Source organism: Nocardiopsis alba (assembly GCF_000710955.1).
GTDB lineage: Bacteria > Actinomycetota > Actinomycetes > Streptosporangiales > Streptosporangiaceae > Nocardiopsis > Nocardiopsis alba.
The window spans coordinates 516,438-532,115 of record NZ_BAZE01000003.1; the positions used below are offsets into that span (position 1 = coordinate 516,438).

Consider the following 15,678-nt stretch of genomic DNA (forward strand, 5'->3'; position numbering starts at 1 on the left):
TCCCGGGACCGGACCTGGGTGGTTCGCCGAACTAGCCGGCGACGTCCCACTCACCGATGTTGTACGTGGCTCGGTAGCTGGACTGAAGGTTGTCGTGGACGTTCACGAGGCGGTCGGAGTTGGCGAAGAAGTAGTTCGGCTCCGCCATGATCGGGAGGACGTAGGCCTCCGGGACCAGGATCTCCATGGCCGCGTTGGCGTGCTCGGCCGCAGTGTCCAGGTCGGGGGCGTTGGCCACCTGGTCGGCCAGGTCGTCGACCTCGTCGTTGGAGTAGCCGCCGAAGTTGCTGCCGCTCTCGGAGTGCCAGAACTGGTCCGGGTTGCCGGTGAAGTACGGGGAACCCGACCAGCCGTACTGGACGATGTCGTACTCCGCCGCGGCGAGCATGCCGCCCAGGTCGTCGGTCATCTCGATGTTGGTCGTGATGCCGATCTCGGAGAGCTGGGCCTGGATGAGCTGGACCGAGGTGTTGCGCACGGTGGAGTCGGTGCTGCGCAGACGGAACGGACCGATCTCCTCGCCGTCGAGGGTGAGGGTCCCGCCGTCGAGCTCGTAGCCGGCCTCCTCAAGGATGCTCTTGGCCTCGTCGATGTCGCCGGTGCCCTGCGTCTCGCCCTCGAAGTGGTCGACGTAGTAGGGGCTGTCGCTGCCGAAGACGTGGTTGTTCTTCAGCTCGTAGTCCGGGTAGCCGGCACCGAAGTTGCGGTTGGCGATGTCGTCTCGGTCGATCGCGGTGAAGATCGCGCGGCGCAGCTCGACGTCCTGGAGCGTCTCGTTCTTCAGGTTGAGGTCGACGTGCTCCCAGGTGGCGCCCTCGGCGATGGTCACCTCGGCGTTGGCGACGTCCTGGAGCTGGAGGATCACGTCCTCGCTGTAGTCCGCCGGGTTGCCCCCGTCGATCTCACCGTTGATGAAGGCGTTCACGAAGGTGCCCTCGTCGGTGTTGTACGGCATGGTGATCTTGTCGAGCAGGGGCTCCTCACCGAAGTAGTTCGGGTTCGGCTCCTTGACGACCTCGTTCTCCAGGTCACCGGCGGTGATCATGTACGGGCCGCCGGACCACTCGGGGCGCTCGGCGTGCAGCCAGTCGTAGTACTCGCCCAGCTGGTCGGCGTCGTCGACGTCCCAGCCGTTCTCCTCCGCGAGGTGGGCGGGCAGGAAGCCGCCGGACTGGCTGTGGGCGTCGAACAGGCTCATCCACTCCGGGTCGGCGAGCCCCTCCTTCAGTCGGAAGGTGGCGGTCTTGCCGTCGGCCTCGACGGACTCGACCTTGTCGAAGCTCGCGGCGGCGCGGGGGTCGCAACCGCCGCAGTAGCCCTCGTCGGGCGAGGTGCCGAGCATCCAGGAGACGCGCAGGTCCTCACCGGTCATCGGCTCGCCATCACTCCACACGGCGTCCTCGGCGAGGGTGATGGACCACTCGAACGGACCCTCGTCGGGGTCGTCGTTGATGAGCTCGGGCTCCTCCGCGAGGACGTTCATGTCGTACTCGTAGGTCCCGTCCGGCTGCCACTGGCCGGTGTAGGGGAGCACACCGGAGAGCATCTGGACGACGTAGACACTGCCACCCGCGAGGCTGGTGGCCTGCCAGGCGCCGGGGAGGCTGTTGATGACCCAGGTGACCTCCTTGGGCCCACCGTCTCCACCTTCTCCGTCACCACTACCGCAGCCACCGACCACCAAGACCGTCGACGTCGCCGCGGCGGCGAGTGCCAACGTCTTTCGACGTTCGAACATGGTCACACCCTTGATCACTCATGCGAACAGGACACGGGGTGACACCTCACCGGCACACCCCACAAAAATAGGCGATTGGTCGATAAGAAGACCATTGAGTGAAATATATGTACAGCCCTACTGCCTATTTCGTGACACATCCGCAACCGGTCCGCCTCCACCACTCCCGCCCATGATTCACACATCCTTGACATCCCGGCAACACTCGATATCGATCGACGTCCCCGCAGGCCAGGAGTGACCAAGACGACCGGCAAAACGCCGGGGATTCGGACAGCGGAGAAAGGATTTGCGGCCGAATCTCGACATCGAACTGCCACGACTTAAAAGTCAACAATGTTTAACTACAGGCCAGACAGAACCGATCACAAAGAGAGAAACAGACAGAACGCACCTTTTGCGACAGAAGACAGCAGACAAGGATCTTTCACCACGTCATGTCGGCCCGATGAAACATGGGATGAGCCGATCATTAACCCTCCCAGCACCTGGAACCCGCGGCCCGAGCCCCCGGCCTGTCCTGAACCCCGGTGACGGGATGACCGAAACCGAGGCCCCCATACCCGCGAAGCGGATAGGGTTCCGTGTGACGACCTCCGTCATCCTCAACGCCCCGCCCAAGCGAGAGAGGCATCCGCCGTGTCCGAATCAGTCCGCCTGGTCTGCCCCGCGGGCCGCAAGTACGTGGAGACGTGGGCTGGTTACGCTCTGGTGATCCTGGGCCTGGTGACGGTGATCGTCGACCCCGGCCACTGGGCCAACATCACCCTCGGCGTCCTGCTCGCGCTCGGAGGCATCGCCTCTGCCGTGCACGGCCACATGATCAAGAACCCGGTCCTGGAGTTCGACGGCGAGGAGCTGCGCTACGAGCGTGGGGACTACGTCGTCGAGGTGGCCTTCCGCGACATCGGCTCCTACCACCTGCTGCCCGGGCGCATCCGTTCCCTGGGCCTGTACGACCGCACCGGACGCCCCAAGCTCTTCCCCTCACTGGCCGGCCGCCGCACCGCGCGCCGCTACCTGCCGCTGACCGGCATCACCAACCCGGCCAAGGTCGAGACCTTCATGTCCGCCGCCGGGATCCCGCCCCACCAGCGTTCCCTCTCCGGCTGATCGCCCGCCTCGAAGATCCGGGAGATCCCGCGTGCCCCCTCAGAGCCACTGAGCGAACGCGGATCGATCGGACATTCGTCCTCAATCGCCACACACACCGCGCAGGACATACCACCACAAGAGCTGTTCCTTTACGCTCAACAGTGTGAAGCAGTCCAGAATCACCGCCATCCTGACCGTAGCGGGGATGCTCGCGGCCATGTGGGTCTTCGAGATCCTCGACACCCCTCTCGGGGGCCGACTCGACCAGCAGTTCGGGGTGCGCGCATGGGACATGGGCGCACCCTGGACCGTGCTGACCGCGCCGTTCATGCACGGTAACTTCGCCCACCTGATCGGTAACTCCCTGCCCTTCCTGGTCCTGGGGTCCCTGGTGGCCTTCAGCGGCCTGGGCCGGTTCCTGCTCACCACCCTGATCGTGGCCGTCGTCAGCGGCGTCGGCGTGTGGCTGCTCACCCCCTCCGGGGTCGTCACCGTCGGAGCCAGCGGCCTCGTCTTCGGCTATTTCGGCTACACCGTCCTGCGCGGCATCATCGAACGCAGGACCGTCGACATCGTCATCATGATCTGCGTGGTCATCTTCTACGGGACCATGATCTGGGGCGTCCTGCCCCAGCATCCCGGGGTCTCCTGGCAGGCCCACCTGTTCGGCTTCCTCGGCGGCCTCCTGGCCGCCTACGCGCTGCCCAGGCGCGAGAAGCCCGGGCGCCGGGTCGACCAGTGGAACACCGGGGCCCAGGGCGGCTACTACGCCCCCTGATACCGACCGCGCCTTCGAACACACGACGGGGCCCTCTCCAGAGCGGAGAGGGCCCCGTTCCCGTTCATCGAGGTCCCCTAGAACTCCAGGCCCTCGGCGTCCTCGCCCAGGGTGCGCTCCAGGAACAGGGGGTTCTCCGCCAGCCAGGCGCGGGCGCCCTGCTCCGGATCGGTGACGTCGGGGCCGACCGTGAACGCCTCCAGCGAGGCCAGCTCGTCGTCGGTCATCGTCCAGTCCTCGATCCAACCCGACAGCTCCGGATAGTCCGCGCCGAAGCCCTCACGTCCGAGCGCGTGCAGGCTCTCCACCCCGCCCATCAGCCCCTGGGGGTCCTCCAGGTCCTTCAGGCCGTACTGGGCGTAGGCCGGATGCGGACGCCACAACGTCACCACGATCGGCTCACGCTCCGCGATCGCCGCGTCCAGTTCGGCCATCATTCCGGCGCCCGAGGAGGTGACCAGTTCGAAGTCCTCGTCCAGGCCGTAGCCCGGCATGGTCTCCTCTCGGGTGACACGGGTCAGACCGGCGCCCGGGTCGATACCGACGATCCGGTTGCCCAGCTCGTCGGCGATCCCCGGGAGGTCGTCGATGGAGTACACGTCCTCCATGTAGTCGGGGACCGTGAGGGTGAGCACGGCGTTCTCGTACCAGGAGCCGAGGCTCTCGGTCCGGTCCCGGATCTGTTCCATGTACTCGTGATGGGTGACCGGAAGCCAGACGTCCAGGTAGAGGTCGCTGTCCCCCTCGGCCACGCCCTCGAAGGCCGTCTCGACGTCGACGTCGGTGACGGTGACGTCGTAGCCCTTCTCCTCCAGGATCGCCCGCCACATGTGGGTGACCGCGACGTCCTCTTCCCAGGCGATCATCGCGATCTCGATCTCGTCGAGGTCCTCGGCCCCCGAGCCGAGGCCGCCGATGAGGTTCCCGTCCCCACCCGCGCAGGCGGTCAGCAGGAGCAGACCGGTCAGACCGGCGGCGACCGGACCGACCACACTCTTACGGCCGTACATCGTGGGTTCTTCCTTCCCTCGTGCTTGTGTGGCACCGGCCCATGCCGAGGGACGACCCCGGGCCCACGGACACGTGACGACGGCCGTAGTCAATTCATCCTAATCCGGACGAAAAACCCAAAAATCCTGAGAACACACGGCTTCCGCCACCCCAGGGCGAAACCGTTCCCCCGAACACGACCACCCGATATCCGATGGCCTCGGCCTCTCGTCCGGAACCCCCGTCCGTGACCTCGAACGATGCGCGAAGCCTCCCAGGACCGCCCCCCCGAACCTCCCCGCCCTCGATCCGCCCGACCGTGCGCAAGAGCACGCCGGGGCGTGCCGACCTCCACTCCGATCGACGCGCCCCGGCGAGAGGTCGTCCAGAACTCCAGGCCCTCGCCCAGAGTGCTTCCCACACGAAAGCCGGGGTGTGCCGGCGTCCGCCACGCCCTGGAACCTCACGGCTCCAGGTACGGCGGACACGATCGGCACACCCCGGCGAGAGGTGATGGATCGGGCGACCGCGGCCGCTCCGGGAGAGGCGATCACCCGATCCGAGGAGGGAAGGTCCTAGAACTCCAGGCCCTCGGCGTCGTCGCCCAGGACGCGCTCCAGGAACTCGGGGTTCTCCGAGAGCCACACGCGAGCACCCTCCTGGGTGTCGTCGGCGTACTCCTCCAGGGCGAGCGCCTCCAGCGAGGCCAGCTCGTCGTCGGTCATCGTCCAGTTCTCGAGCCAGGCGGACAGCTCCGGGTAGTCCGCGCCGAAGCCGTCACGACCGACCGCGTGGATGGTCTCCGCGTCGCCCATCAGGCCCTCGGGGTCCTCGAGGTCCTTCAGGTCGTGCTTGGCGTAGGCCGGGTGCGGACGCCACAGCGTCACGACGATCGGCTCCTCCTCCGCGATGGCGGAGTCGAGCTCGGCCAGCATCGCGGCGGTGGAGGACTCCACCAGCTCGAAGTCGTCCAGGCCGTAGCCCGGCATGGCCTCTTCCTTGGTGACGCGGGTCAGACCGGCGCCCGGGTCGATGCCGATGATCTGGTTGTTCAGCTCGTCCGCGTACTCGGGGAGGTCCGCGATGCTGTTCACGTCCTCCATGTACTCGGGGACGGTGATGGTCAGCACCGCGTTGTCGTACCAGGAGCCGAGGTCCTCGAGCTGGTCCCCGTAGTCCTCCCAGTAGTCGGCGTGGGTGGTCGGCAGCCAGGTGTCCAGGAACAGGTCCACGTCGCCGTTGGCGGCGCCCTGGTACATCGGGGCCACGTCGACGTCGGTGACGGTGACGTCGTAGCCCTTCTCCTCCAGGATGACCTCCCACATGGCGGTGGTGGCGATGGCCTCCTCCCAGGCGATCAGCGCGATGTTGATCTCCTTGTTGTCCTCACCGCCGCCCTCGGAACCGCCGGTCAGGTCCTCACCGTTGCCTCCGCACGCGGTCAGCAGGAGCACACCGCTCATGCCGGCGGCGGCCAGGCCCGTCATTCGCTTACGGCTGTACATCGTGGGATTCCCTTCCCTAGTGCTTCTGTGGAACCGGCCTGCCTCGGGATCAAGCACCGACGCGGGCCTGCGGGCTGTTACGGGTGACGGCGGCGGTGAGGCGGTCCAGGAAGATCGCCAGGATGACCACGGCGATACCGGCCTCGAAACCGAGCGCACCGTCGTTGCGGGTGATGCCCTGGTAGACCTGGCTGCCCAGACCGCCCGCGCCGACCATGCCCGCGATGACGACCATGGACAGGCCCAGCATGATGACCTGGTTGACACCGGCCATGATCGTGGGCAGGGCGAGCGGCAGCTGGATACCGGTCAGGATCTTGTGCCTGGGGGCACCGAAGGACTCGCCCGCCTCCACCAGCTCCTTGTCGATCCCGCGGATGCCGAGCTCCGTCAGACGCACGCCCGGGGGCATCGCGAACACGATGGTCGCGACCACACCGGGCACCGTGCCGATGGAGAAGAAGAAGATCGCGGGGATCAGGTAGACGAACGCCGGCAGCGTCTGCATCAGGTCCAGGACCGGCTTGACGATCTTGCTGAGAACGTCGTTGTAGGCGGCCAGGATGCCGATCGGGATCGCGATGACCACGGCGATGAGGCTGGCCACCAGGACCAGACCCAGGGTGTCCATCGCGTTGGACCACTGGCCCACCGAGGCGACGACGGTCAGGGCGATCAGCCCGAAGAGACCCATGCGCCAACCGGCCACCGAGAGCGCGAGCAGGCTCAGCACCAGGATCATCAGCAGGGACATCGGGTTGGTGACCAGCATCGGCAGGAACAGCCAGCCGAGCAGCACCAGGACCAGCCAGCCACCGGCGACGATCCCCGTACGGACGCGGTTCGCGCGGTCCACGAACCCGAGCGCGGTCACCGCGATCAGGAAGACCAGGGAGATCACGAAGTAGGGCTCGACCGTGGTGTCGAACAGGTCCATCGCCCACAGGAACAGCATCGGAACGCTGTTGATGATGGTGGTCGCGAGCTCGAACTGCGCCTGACAGATGTACAGGACGGAGACCACACCGATGATCACCATCAGCGGGATACGGCGTGAGCGCACCAGCGGAACCGCGATGATCACGGCGGCGATGAAGGCGAGCTGGCCGGCCGCCGGGTCCACGAAGAACCCGGACAGGACGGAGACCGCCCAGCGGATGAAGTCACCGGTCAGCTCGAAGAACAGACCGAAGTTGGACTTGAGCCAGGCGTTGAACGCCTCGAAACCGGCCCCCAGCGGAAGGCTCGGCGGGAAGTCGACGGGTGTCACTTGTCCTCCTCCCCGTTCGCGGTGGCGCCGAGAGCGGCGAGCACGGATTCACGGGTCACCATGCCGAGGGCCTCGTTCTCCTCGGTGACCACGCGGAGGCGGTCGGCCGAGGAGATGCTCGGGTACAGGTCGGCGACCAACGTGTCCGCGGTGACCGCGGGCGCTCCGGAGTCGACGGCGAGGTCGGCGTCGATGACCGACGAGGCGGTGAGCACCCGTGTGCGGTCGACGTCCTCGACGAAACGCTCGACGTACTCGTTGGCCGGAGCGTTCAGGATCTCCTCGGCGGCGCCGATCTGGGCGACACGGCCGTCACGGAGCACGCAGATCCGGTCGCCGAGGCGCATGGCCTCGTTCAGGTCGTGCGTGATGAAGATGATCGTCTTGCCCAGGCTCTTCTGGAGCTCCAGGAGCTGGGTCTGCATGTCGCGGCGGATCAGCGGGTCGAGCGCGCTGAAGGCCTCGTCCATGAGGATGATGTCGGTGTCGGCCGCCAGGGCGCGGGCCAGACCCACGCGCTGCTGCATGCCACCGGAAAGCTGCTGTGGGAGCTTGTCCTCCCATCCCTCCAGCCCCACCAGGGCGAGGGTCTCCTTGGCCTTCTCGAAGCGCTCGGCGCGCGGGAGGCCGCGCAGCTCGAGGCCGTAGGCCGCGTTCTCCAGCACCGTGCGGTGCGGAAGCAGGGCGAAGTGCTGGAAGACCATGCTGATCTTCTCGCCCCGCAGCTTGAGCAGGTTCTTCCTGTTCAGGGCGGTGATGTCCACCCCGTCGACCTCGACCGTACCCGCGGTGGGTTCCAGGAGGCCGTTGAGCATACGGATCAGGGTCGATTTACCCGATCCGGAGAGTCCCATGACGACGAAGATCTCGCCGGGTCGGACCTCGAAGGACACGTCGATGACCGCCGCGGTCACGTCGAGGTCGGCGATGGTGTCGCGGTGACTTCCGTCGGCGAGCCGTTCCACGGCCGCCTTCGACTGTCTACCGAACACCTTGTACAGATGGTCTGCGCGTACTGCTGGCACGGTCTCCTCTACGGGGCTTTCCCAGCCGCTAAGGCGCGCTGGGGAAGTTCGCCCCCACCGTCTGCCTGGCGGTTCCCACAGGTGAGTGGTCCGCGCAGAGCCCCCCGTGCGCGCCCAGAACGGGCTAAACCACCACCTGGTTCACGTCGGGAGGCAACCTTACCGAGATATGAACGCACAGCTCGGACCGCATGTCACTAGCAGATAACATGTTTAAGCAAGGTAAAACGTGTCTTCCGACCTATGACACGGGTTGCAGAGTCTGCAAAACCTCGCAATGTGATCTATGCCACAGCACTTTCTCGGGCGACAAGGGTCACAATCGGATGACAGGCATGATATGCCACAGAAAGTGTCAGTCCATGACCGTACCGTAAGGCCTTCTCGGGGGCCGGGCCGCCCCCGATCCGGCTTCGATCAGGCGTTCTCGCCGTTGACCTTCGTCCGCACGAAGTTCTGGAACGAACGCGACGGCGTGGGGCCGCGTTGCCCCTGGTACCGGGACCCGTAGGCGGCGGAGCCGTAGGGGCGCTCCGCCGGAGACGTCAGCTGGAACATGCAGAGCTGTCCGATCTTCATCCCCGGATAGAGCTTGATCGGCAGCGTCGCCACGTTGGACAGCTCCAAGGTGACGTGCCCGGAGAAACCCGGGTCGATGAAACCCGCCGTGGAGTGGGTGAGCAGCCCCAGGCGCCCCAGGGAGCTCTTCCCCTCCAAACGACTCGCGATGTCGTCCGGCAGGGTCACCACCTCGTAGGTGGAGGCGAGCACGAACTCCCCCGGGTGCAGGATGAAGGCCTCGTCCCCGTCGGTCTCCACCAGTCGGGTCAGGTCCGGCTGTTCCGCCGAGGGGTCGATGTGCGGGTACTTGTGGTTCTCGAAGACCCGGAAGAACCGGTCGAGCCGAACATCGATACTCGACGGCTGGATCAGAGAAGGGTCGAAGGGATCGATCCGGACCCGTCCGGCGTCGATCTGCTTGTTGAGGTCACGATCGGAGAGCAACACGCTCCGAACCTACCGCCTGCGAGAACAGCCGGGACGGGCTTCGCCCACGGCCACCGTCTCGCGCCGACTTGCCCAGCCGCCCCGAAGTTGGGCTAGGATAGCCATCGTTGGCCGCCACACCCCCGGCGCGACCCACGCGGATGTAGTTCAATGGTAGAACTTCAGCTTCCCAAGCTGATAACGCGGGTTCGATTCCCGTCATCCGCTCCACGACACACAAGGCCAGGTAGTTCGAGGCGACTCGGACCCTGGCCTTTCGCGTTCCCGAGGCACCATGGGTCCCACGAGCCCTTCGGCCCGAGCCGCCCTACCGGCGAGGACCGGGCCTCACCACATCCCCCGGAAGGACGCCGCCGTGCCCGGACCAGAGCGAATCCGACGTCCCAAGCTGAAGATCAAAGCCCTCCAGATGGGCGGGCTCTGCCTGCTCTGGTTCGCTGTGTCCGCGGCCCTGCTCTTCTCCTTCGGTCAGGGCTGGAGGGCACTCGCCGTGGTGAGCCTGCCCATCCTCGGTCTCTTCGGCACGTCCCTTCTGGCGCTGTACTTCGGTCCCTTCGCGAAGGAGACTCGAGAAGCCCCCTCGAACGAAGGCCCACAAGAGCCCACCACGTAGCCCGCGATCACGGCGATGTCGTGCCGTTAGAAGAAGCCACGACGACGACCCGAACGAGACACTCTCCAGCCGACATCGGTGCCACACCTGACCACAGAGCGGGAGCCCCCACCTCATGTCTTTCTCGTGGGCGTCACGACCTTGGTTTCTGGCTGTGAGTGTCCTCCTCACCCTGGCCGGAGCCGTAATGCTCTGGCTGGATCCCGACATCATGGTGCCGTTCCAAATGTGGATGTTCACGATCGTGTGGGCGATGAACGTGGTGGGCTGGGTCGCCCTGTACGTGCTCCATCGAGTTCGTTCCCGGGATCGTCAGCAGGTCTCGTCTTCCAGCGAAGAGCCTGATCTGTAGCCCTCGGCCATGGCGGTGTCATCGATGCCCGACGGGGTCGTGACGAACGTCTGGACGAGTTGCTCTCCGGACGTGTTCCGGCCGCCCTGCCGGCGAAGCCGAGTGGATCACGAACGACGCTCCCCCTTCGTCGGCCGTGGGCACGGAAGGGAGCGAACCCGGGAGGGGGTCGGCGGCCGGGGCGGGCGGGGTCGGTGGAGAACCGCCGGCGGAGGGAATCGAAAATCTGCATCGGCCACAGTAGACATAGCCCTGTGGCCCCGGTATATTTTCTGTCGTAGCCGCAGAGATACACGGCTGGACCACCGGATACGCCGGTGGAGAGCAGGACGGCTCGACGGTGTGCACGTGCTTCAAGACACCGGGGGTCGGCAGTACAGCAGTCAGTGGTACCGGTCTCTCGCTCGCACAGGGGGGACCACGGCAGGAGAAGTACGCGGTAGGGCTCGACCGACGCATGGTTGTTCGGTGTCGGGAGCCGGTAGGACCGCAGTCGAAGGTAACGCGCGAAGTGAGAAACGAGAGGAGTAGATGCCATCAGGATCGCCCGAGCGAGGAAAGGTTCCGCTCGGGTACCGCAGGCCCCTGATTCGAAAGAAGGTGGTCCACGGTCACACAACCGCGATCCCCGCGATCCCGTTTCGGCTTTACCTCGGGAAGCGGAAGACCGGCAGTCGCCGGTAGGTGGTATTGAACTCTCGGGCCCCGGTGCCGTACGGCACCGGGGCCCTCGATGTGCGTTCAGGAGAAGAAGGACACGCACTTGCCTCATCCCGAGACCGGCAATCGGTTCGACGATGACGACTATCCCGCTTACACCGTGGGCGCGGCGGCGGAGATGATCGGCGCCACGCCGGCCTTCCTACGCGCCCTGGGACAGGCCAAACTGATCGAGCCCTTGCGTTCGGAGGGCGGCCATCGCCGCTACTCCCGCTACCAGCTCAAGATCGCCGCCCGTGCCCGCGAACTCGTGGACGAGGGCACGCCGATCGAATCCGCCTGCCGCATCATCATCCTCGAGGACCAGCTGGAGGAGGCCCTGCGCATCAACGAGGAGTTGCGCGCCGGCGACCCGCCCCAGAGCTGAGGCCGAATCGACGCCTGTGATGGAGCGGGACTCGCGTAGGTGTCCGCCTGGGGAGATCGCGCCATATGCCCTGGTATGGGACGTTCAGGCGCGGCTTCGGGGGGAACAACCGTGGAAGAGACCACGCTGGTGAGTTCTTCGGGAAGGAGGGCCACGCCATGACCCTCTCCATCACCGCATACGTCGGATACAGCCACCTCTTCCCCGGGGCCCGGTTGTGGCTCGAGACCTCCGGAGGGAGGATCGAACACGTGCCAGAGGTGTTCGCCTTGGAGTTCTCCGACGGCTCCTGGTCGAGCGCGCACCTGTTCCACGAGCCGGGAGACGGCTCCTGGGAACTCGTCGTGGAGGGTTACTCCACGAAGCGAGGAACCCCGGTCGACGAACGGGTCTGGACCGTCACGGAGGCAGAGGCCCTCGAAGGAGGCATCGAGTTGAAACTCGGCTCCCGTCTCCCTTCGGGGTGATCGCCCACTACGACTCGACCCCGACCGGTTCTCCGGCGGGGTCGAGCCGTGTGAACAGCCAGGACATGAACGCGCGGTAGTCGGCGGACGCGCTGACGCGCACCGGGGTCCCCCGGTCTGCCTCGGTGGTGCGACCGATGTCGTCCACGGCCAAGGGCATGGGGGTGAAGTCCACGAAGGGCTCCCCCAAGGCGACGCTCAGGGTCAGGGCGTCGTGCTGCCTGGTGGACGGATGGAACCCGGCGAACCATCGGTCGAGGTGGGCGACCAGCAGGGACGCCCATGCGGGGGCGTTCGGTTCGCTCAGCGCACGGTACAGAGGGTGGTCGACGGCGATCTCGGTGTCGGGGACGAACGTGATCTCGGAGGTGACGAACTCCGGGGGCTCCAGGCGTCCATCGGCGATGGCCTCGAAGACCGTGTGGACCGCGGCCACGTCGAGCCGGAAGTTGTGCTCGGCGCGTTCGGGCGCGCGGTAGCGCAGGGCTCCGCCCATCTGGGTGACCCTCAGTCTCGGGACGACGTCGGGGGCCCGTTCGAGCAGGAGGGCGAGGTTGCTCAGAGGCCCCATGCCCACCCAGTGGATCGGCCCGGGGCGGGTCGCCGCGATCGCGCGGACCGCGGCCACGACGTCGCTGTCCTGGGACGGGATCGTGTCGGGGACGAGGTCTCCGACGCAGTGGTAGCGGGTGGGCGAGAGCGCGGCCCCGGCGACGACCGGAACGTCGGCTCTACCGATCTCGTTCAGCAGGTGGCGGGCGAACCGCGCCCGGCCTCCCTCCCCCTGATCCCCCATGGTCTCGTCCGAGGTGAGGATCAAGGCCAGGTCGGGGACGTGGCGGGCCGCCGCCGCGACCGCGATGGCGTCATCGGCGTCACCCCCGATGTCGGTGTCGATGATCAGGGCACCTCGTCGAGACCCCATCGTGTTCTCCTTCACCCGGTCCCTCCTCATGGTCGCTACGTCGTTCTCCGGTCGGGACGGGCTCAGGCGATGGAGTCCATGATCTCCTCGGCGACCTTGAGCGCGCCCCCCATCATCTCGTCGCGGTCGGGGTCGCCCATGCCTCCGTAGGCCACCTCCACGAACACCTGCCCGTCCACCACGTCGACCCCGGCACCGTTGCCGCCCATCCCGTCACCGGTGACGGCGAAGTCGCCGAGGTCGACCTCGGGGTCGGCGTCCTCCTCGCTGTAAGAGGCGAAGGTGCTGTCGACGTAGAGGCCTTCGTGGACCTCCATCGAGAAGTGGAGGGTGAGGCCCGCGGCCGACACGAGCATGCAGCGCATCTGGAGACTGTCGAGTTCCTCCAGGTCACCGGGGTCGGGCCTACCACCACTCGTGTCCCCGGGGTCGCTACGCAGGTCCTCCTCGCCGAGGAGTTCGTCCAACGTCTCCTCCGAGAGCACGGTGCACAGGTCGTCGGGCGCGATCTCCATGGGGTCGACCAATTCGACCTCGGGCCGGTCGTCCTCTCGCTCCTGCGTCTCGGGAGCCTCCGCGGCCGCGCTCTCCTGGTCGGCCGGTTCGGAGGTGCCGCCGCAGGCGCTCAGCGTCAGGGCGAGGACGAGTCCTCCGGCGAGGGTCACGGTCGTGTGGATGGGCTGGGGCACGGGGGCCTCTCACGTCGGGGGTGTGGTCCGTGGTCACCCTAGAACCCGGAGCGCCGCGCGGGGCGGGCGGGGTTCGCGACCCCGGGCACCCTTCACGCTCACCGGAGAATCGGCTGGTCACGAACACGCGAAGCGACCCGTCCGCCACCGCACCTCGTTCACCAGCGCAAACGCCGTAACCCCAGTTGAGCGGCGTTTCGCGCGGGGAGCCGGGGGCAGAGAAGGTCGCAGGAGGTACCCCTCGTGGAGACCCAGACCGTCATCATCGTCGTGATATCCCTCCTGATCGTCCTCGTCGGAGGCGCCGCGTTCCTCCTCGCGCGCAGGCTCCTTCCGGCACGGCGGACCGCACGGCTCAGGGAACGCTTCGGCGCGGAGTACGACCACGCCCTTCGAACCCACGGGGATCTCGCGGAGGCCGAGCGCGACCTCTCCGCCCGTCTGGAGCGGGGGCGGGGGTTCTCTCCACGACCCCTCTCCGACGAGGAGAGACGGGACCACGGGGACACCTGGTCCGTGATCCAGCAGGGTTTCGTGGACGATCCGGTCGGCGCCGTGCACGACGCCCGAGGGCTGGTCGAGACCATCATGACGGACCTCGGATACCCGGGCACCCCCTCCGGAACCGATGACGACGAGGGGTTCGAACGCCTGGCCAGAGCCTTGTCCGTGGACCATCCGGAGGCCGTGGCCGCCCTCCGGCGAGCCCACGCGGCCGGGCGTCCGACCATGGCCGGCCGGGAGCACACCGAGAACCTGCGTGAGGCGCTGGTCGCCTACCGGGGGCTGGCCGACGCCCTGCTCGGCGGCTTGCCGACCACCGGAGACACACCGCGTAGGGAGCGGATCGAGGAGGCGGATTGAGCGGTTTCGACGATACCGATCAGGCGGCGCCGGAGCGGCGTGAGGTCCGTTGGACCCTGCGCGCTCGGGAACCTCGGGTGCCCGGGCAGAGGACGGACCCTTCCGCTCCGCCCGAGGGTCGAGGGCCGCGGGACACCGGAGTGGAGCGGGAGGCGGAAGCGGTGGAGCGACCCACGCGTGCGGAGCGGGACGACGAGGGCCCTCGTCCCGGACGGAAGGAGGCGTCCCGTCCTCATGACGGTGGACGGGCCGACGACCGGAGAACCCCGGTACCCTCACCCGGCTCCCCCGGTTCCCGGCCCCTCCGCCCGCACGGGATGGACGCGGCCGAGGTCCGGGAGCGTTGGCGGGAGATCCAGGGCGGCTTCGTCGACGGTCCCGGAGAGTCCGTGCTGGAGGCCGACGCTCTGGCGACGGAGATCACCGAGGCCCTGGTCACCACGTTGGAGCGGCGGCGAGCGGCGCTCCGTGCCGCCTGGGACGGCGACGAGAGGGCCGACACCGAGACGCTTCGGCTGGCCCTGCGCGAATACCGCTCCTTCATCCAACGACTGAACGGCGACGAGGGCTGACCTCTCTCGGTCGGAGGGCCCGTGCCTTGGAGCGCGCGGGCCCTCCGACCGTCGCCCGCCTCCTCTTTCCGGTGTGAGGGCCCGTGCGCCCGCCCGGTATCTCGGGTGGGTGATCGTCCTCCTCCCCGGGGCCGATGGAGGCCTTCCGCGCGTGCCGCTCCGACCGGCCGCACCCGCCCCGAAATTCCTATTTTCGCGGCAATCAACCCCTTTTCGTTCCCCGCTTTTACCTTGAACACGAACCCGATTTTTGATTCTGGCCGCATGCGGCCAGAAAAGAGAAGAAGCGAAAATCCGTGGCAAGACTGGTTTTCAAGGAAGGACGAGAAGGGGTCCTCATCTTCGGGACCCCTTTCACGCCCTCCCGCACGATTCCACAGGAGACCACCACGGAAGGAAGACCACCATGAGGAGGAATCTCCTCGGAGGGTCGATCACGGCCCTCCTCGCCACCGGAGTCCTCACCGGCACCATGGGCGCCGCCCTCGCCGCCACCTCCATCGGAGGCGGAACCTGGCACCACGGCGTCACGGAGACCAGCGTCTACTCGAACTATCACCACCCGTACAACTGCCACGGCTCCACCGCCGTGGGCACCTACACGGACCGTTCCCGGAACACCGAGCCCGGGCGCACCTCCCACGCGGGAGCCCCCAAGGCCTGGACCAATAACCAGTCGTACTACCGCAACGGTTGTTGA

At 66.9% G+C, this 15,678-nt stretch carries 17 protein-coding genes and 1 tRNA gene; 10 read left to right on the forward strand and 8 right to left on the reverse strand.

All coding sequences use genetic code 11. The features are described 5' to 3' along the window. Nucleotides 1–31: 31 nt before the first annotated feature. Complete coding sequence (locus tag TR33_RS08105; protein WP_026124991.1) at nucleotides 32–1,738, reverse strand: ABC transporter family substrate-binding protein; 1,707 nt, start codon at nucleotides 1,736–1,738, stop codon at nucleotides 32–34. Nucleotides 1,739–2,377: 639 nt separating this feature from the next. Here TR33_RS08105 and TR33_RS08110 point away from each other — a divergent pair. Together TR33_RS08110 and TR33_RS08115 are read left to right on the forward strand one after the other, a co-directional pair. Then, complete coding sequence (locus TR33_RS08110; protein ID WP_014910595.1) at nucleotides 2,378–2,851, forward strand: hypothetical protein; 474 nt, start codon at nucleotides 2,378–2,380, stop codon at nucleotides 2,849–2,851. A gap of 145 nt (nucleotides 2,852–2,996) precedes the next feature. After that, complete coding sequence (locus tag TR33_RS08115; RefSeq protein ID WP_014912491.1) at nucleotides 2,997–3,611, forward strand: rhomboid family intramembrane serine protease; 615 nt, start codon at nucleotides 2,997–2,999, stop codon at nucleotides 3,609–3,611. 77 nt (nucleotides 3,612–3,688) lie between these two features. Here TR33_RS08115 and TR33_RS08120 read toward each other — a convergent pair whose 3' ends face one another. From TR33_RS08120 to dcd, 5 genes are all read right to left on the reverse strand, one after another. After that, nucleotides 3,689–4,621, reverse strand: a complete 933-nt coding sequence (locus TR33_RS08120; protein ID WP_042282463.1) for a glycine betaine ABC transporter substrate-binding protein — start codon at nucleotides 4,619–4,621, stop codon at nucleotides 3,689–3,691. Between the two features lie 555 nt (nucleotides 4,622–5,176). After that, nucleotides 5,177–6,106: a glycine betaine ABC transporter substrate-binding protein gene (locus TR33_RS08125; RefSeq protein ID WP_042282465.1), complete on the reverse strand. Its 930-nt coding sequence runs from the start codon at nucleotides 6,104–6,106 to the stop codon at nucleotides 5,177–5,179. Nucleotides 6,107–6,155: 49 nt separating this feature from the next. After that, entirely contained in the window at nucleotides 6,156–7,376 is a 1,221-nt protein-coding gene (locus tag TR33_RS08130; RefSeq protein ID WP_042282467.1) for an ABC transporter permease, read from the reverse strand. Continuing rightward, a complete protein-coding gene (locus TR33_RS08135; protein WP_199806115.1) occupies nucleotides 7,373–8,401 on the reverse strand; it encodes a quaternary amine ABC transporter ATP-binding protein in 1,029 nt (342 codons plus the stop codon). Before TR33_RS08135 ends, TR33_RS08130 begins: the two co-directional genes overlap by 4 nt. A gap of 417 nt (nucleotides 8,402–8,818) precedes the next feature. Continuing rightward, nucleotides 8,819–9,409, reverse strand: a complete 591-nt coding sequence (gene dcd / locus TR33_RS08140) for a dCTP deaminase (protein WP_014911499.1) — start codon at nucleotides 9,407–9,409, stop codon at nucleotides 8,819–8,821. A gap of 136 nt (nucleotides 9,410–9,545) precedes the next feature. On the opposite strand from dcd, the gene TR33_RS08145 reads away from it, so the two are divergent. The 5 genes from TR33_RS08145 to TR33_RS08165 all read left to right on the forward strand — a co-directional run bounded on the left by TR33_RS08145 (nucleotide 9,546) and on the right by TR33_RS08165 (nucleotide 11,928). Beyond that, a tRNA-Gly gene (locus TR33_RS08145) sits at nucleotides 9,546–9,619 on the forward strand. Between the two features lie 145 nt (nucleotides 9,620–9,764). Next, nucleotides 9,765–10,022 (forward strand): hypothetical protein, encoded by a 258-nt coding sequence (locus TR33_RS08150; protein WP_234305779.1) that lies wholly within the window; start codon nucleotides 9,765–9,767, stop codon nucleotides 10,020–10,022. Between the two features lie 154 nt (nucleotides 10,023–10,176). Further along, nucleotides 10,177–10,374, forward strand: a complete 198-nt coding sequence (locus tag TR33_RS08155) for a hypothetical protein (protein ID WP_084570225.1) — start codon at nucleotides 10,177–10,179, stop codon at nucleotides 10,372–10,374. Nucleotides 10,375–11,137: 763 nt separating this feature from the next. Then, entirely contained in the window at nucleotides 11,138–11,461 is a 324-nt protein-coding gene (locus tag TR33_RS08160; protein WP_042282470.1) for a MerR family transcriptional regulator, read from the forward strand. A gap of 158 nt (nucleotides 11,462–11,619) precedes the next feature. Then, nucleotides 11,620–11,928, forward strand: coding sequence for a hypothetical protein (locus TR33_RS08165; protein WP_234305780.1), 309 nt, complete (start codon nucleotides 11,620–11,622; stop codon nucleotides 11,926–11,928). Nucleotides 11,929–11,935: 7 nt separating this feature from the next. On the opposite strand, the gene TR33_RS08170 is transcribed toward TR33_RS08165, so the two are convergent. Both TR33_RS08170 and TR33_RS08175 read right to left on the reverse strand, forming a co-directional pair. Beyond that, nucleotides 11,936–12,853 (reverse strand): nucleoside hydrolase, encoded by a 918-nt coding sequence (locus TR33_RS08170; protein WP_234305781.1) that lies wholly within the window; start codon nucleotides 12,851–12,853, stop codon nucleotides 11,936–11,938. Between the two features lie 62 nt (nucleotides 12,854–12,915). Then, entirely contained in the window at nucleotides 12,916–13,542 is a 627-nt protein-coding gene (locus tag TR33_RS08175; protein WP_042282474.1) for a DUF3558 domain-containing protein, read from the reverse strand. A gap of 243 nt (nucleotides 13,543–13,785) precedes the next feature. On the opposite strand from TR33_RS08175, the gene TR33_RS08180 reads away from it, so the two are divergent. The 3 genes from TR33_RS08180 (at nucleotide 13,786) to TR33_RS08190 (ending at nucleotide 15,678) form a co-directional block, all read left to right on the forward strand. After that, a complete protein-coding gene (locus TR33_RS08180; RefSeq protein WP_042282476.1) occupies nucleotides 13,786–14,406 on the forward strand; it encodes a hypothetical protein in 621 nt (206 codons plus the stop codon). Next, entirely contained in the window at nucleotides 14,403–14,978 is a 576-nt protein-coding gene (locus tag TR33_RS08185) for a hypothetical protein (protein ID WP_042282478.1), read from the forward strand. The genes TR33_RS08180 and TR33_RS08185 overlap by 4 nt, the downstream gene beginning before the upstream one ends. 406 nt (nucleotides 14,979–15,384) lie before the next feature. Further along, nucleotides 15,385–15,678: a lactococcin 972 family bacteriocin gene (locus tag TR33_RS08190; protein ID WP_042282480.1), complete on the forward strand. Its 294-nt coding sequence runs from the start codon at nucleotides 15,385–15,387 to the stop codon at nucleotides 15,676–15,678.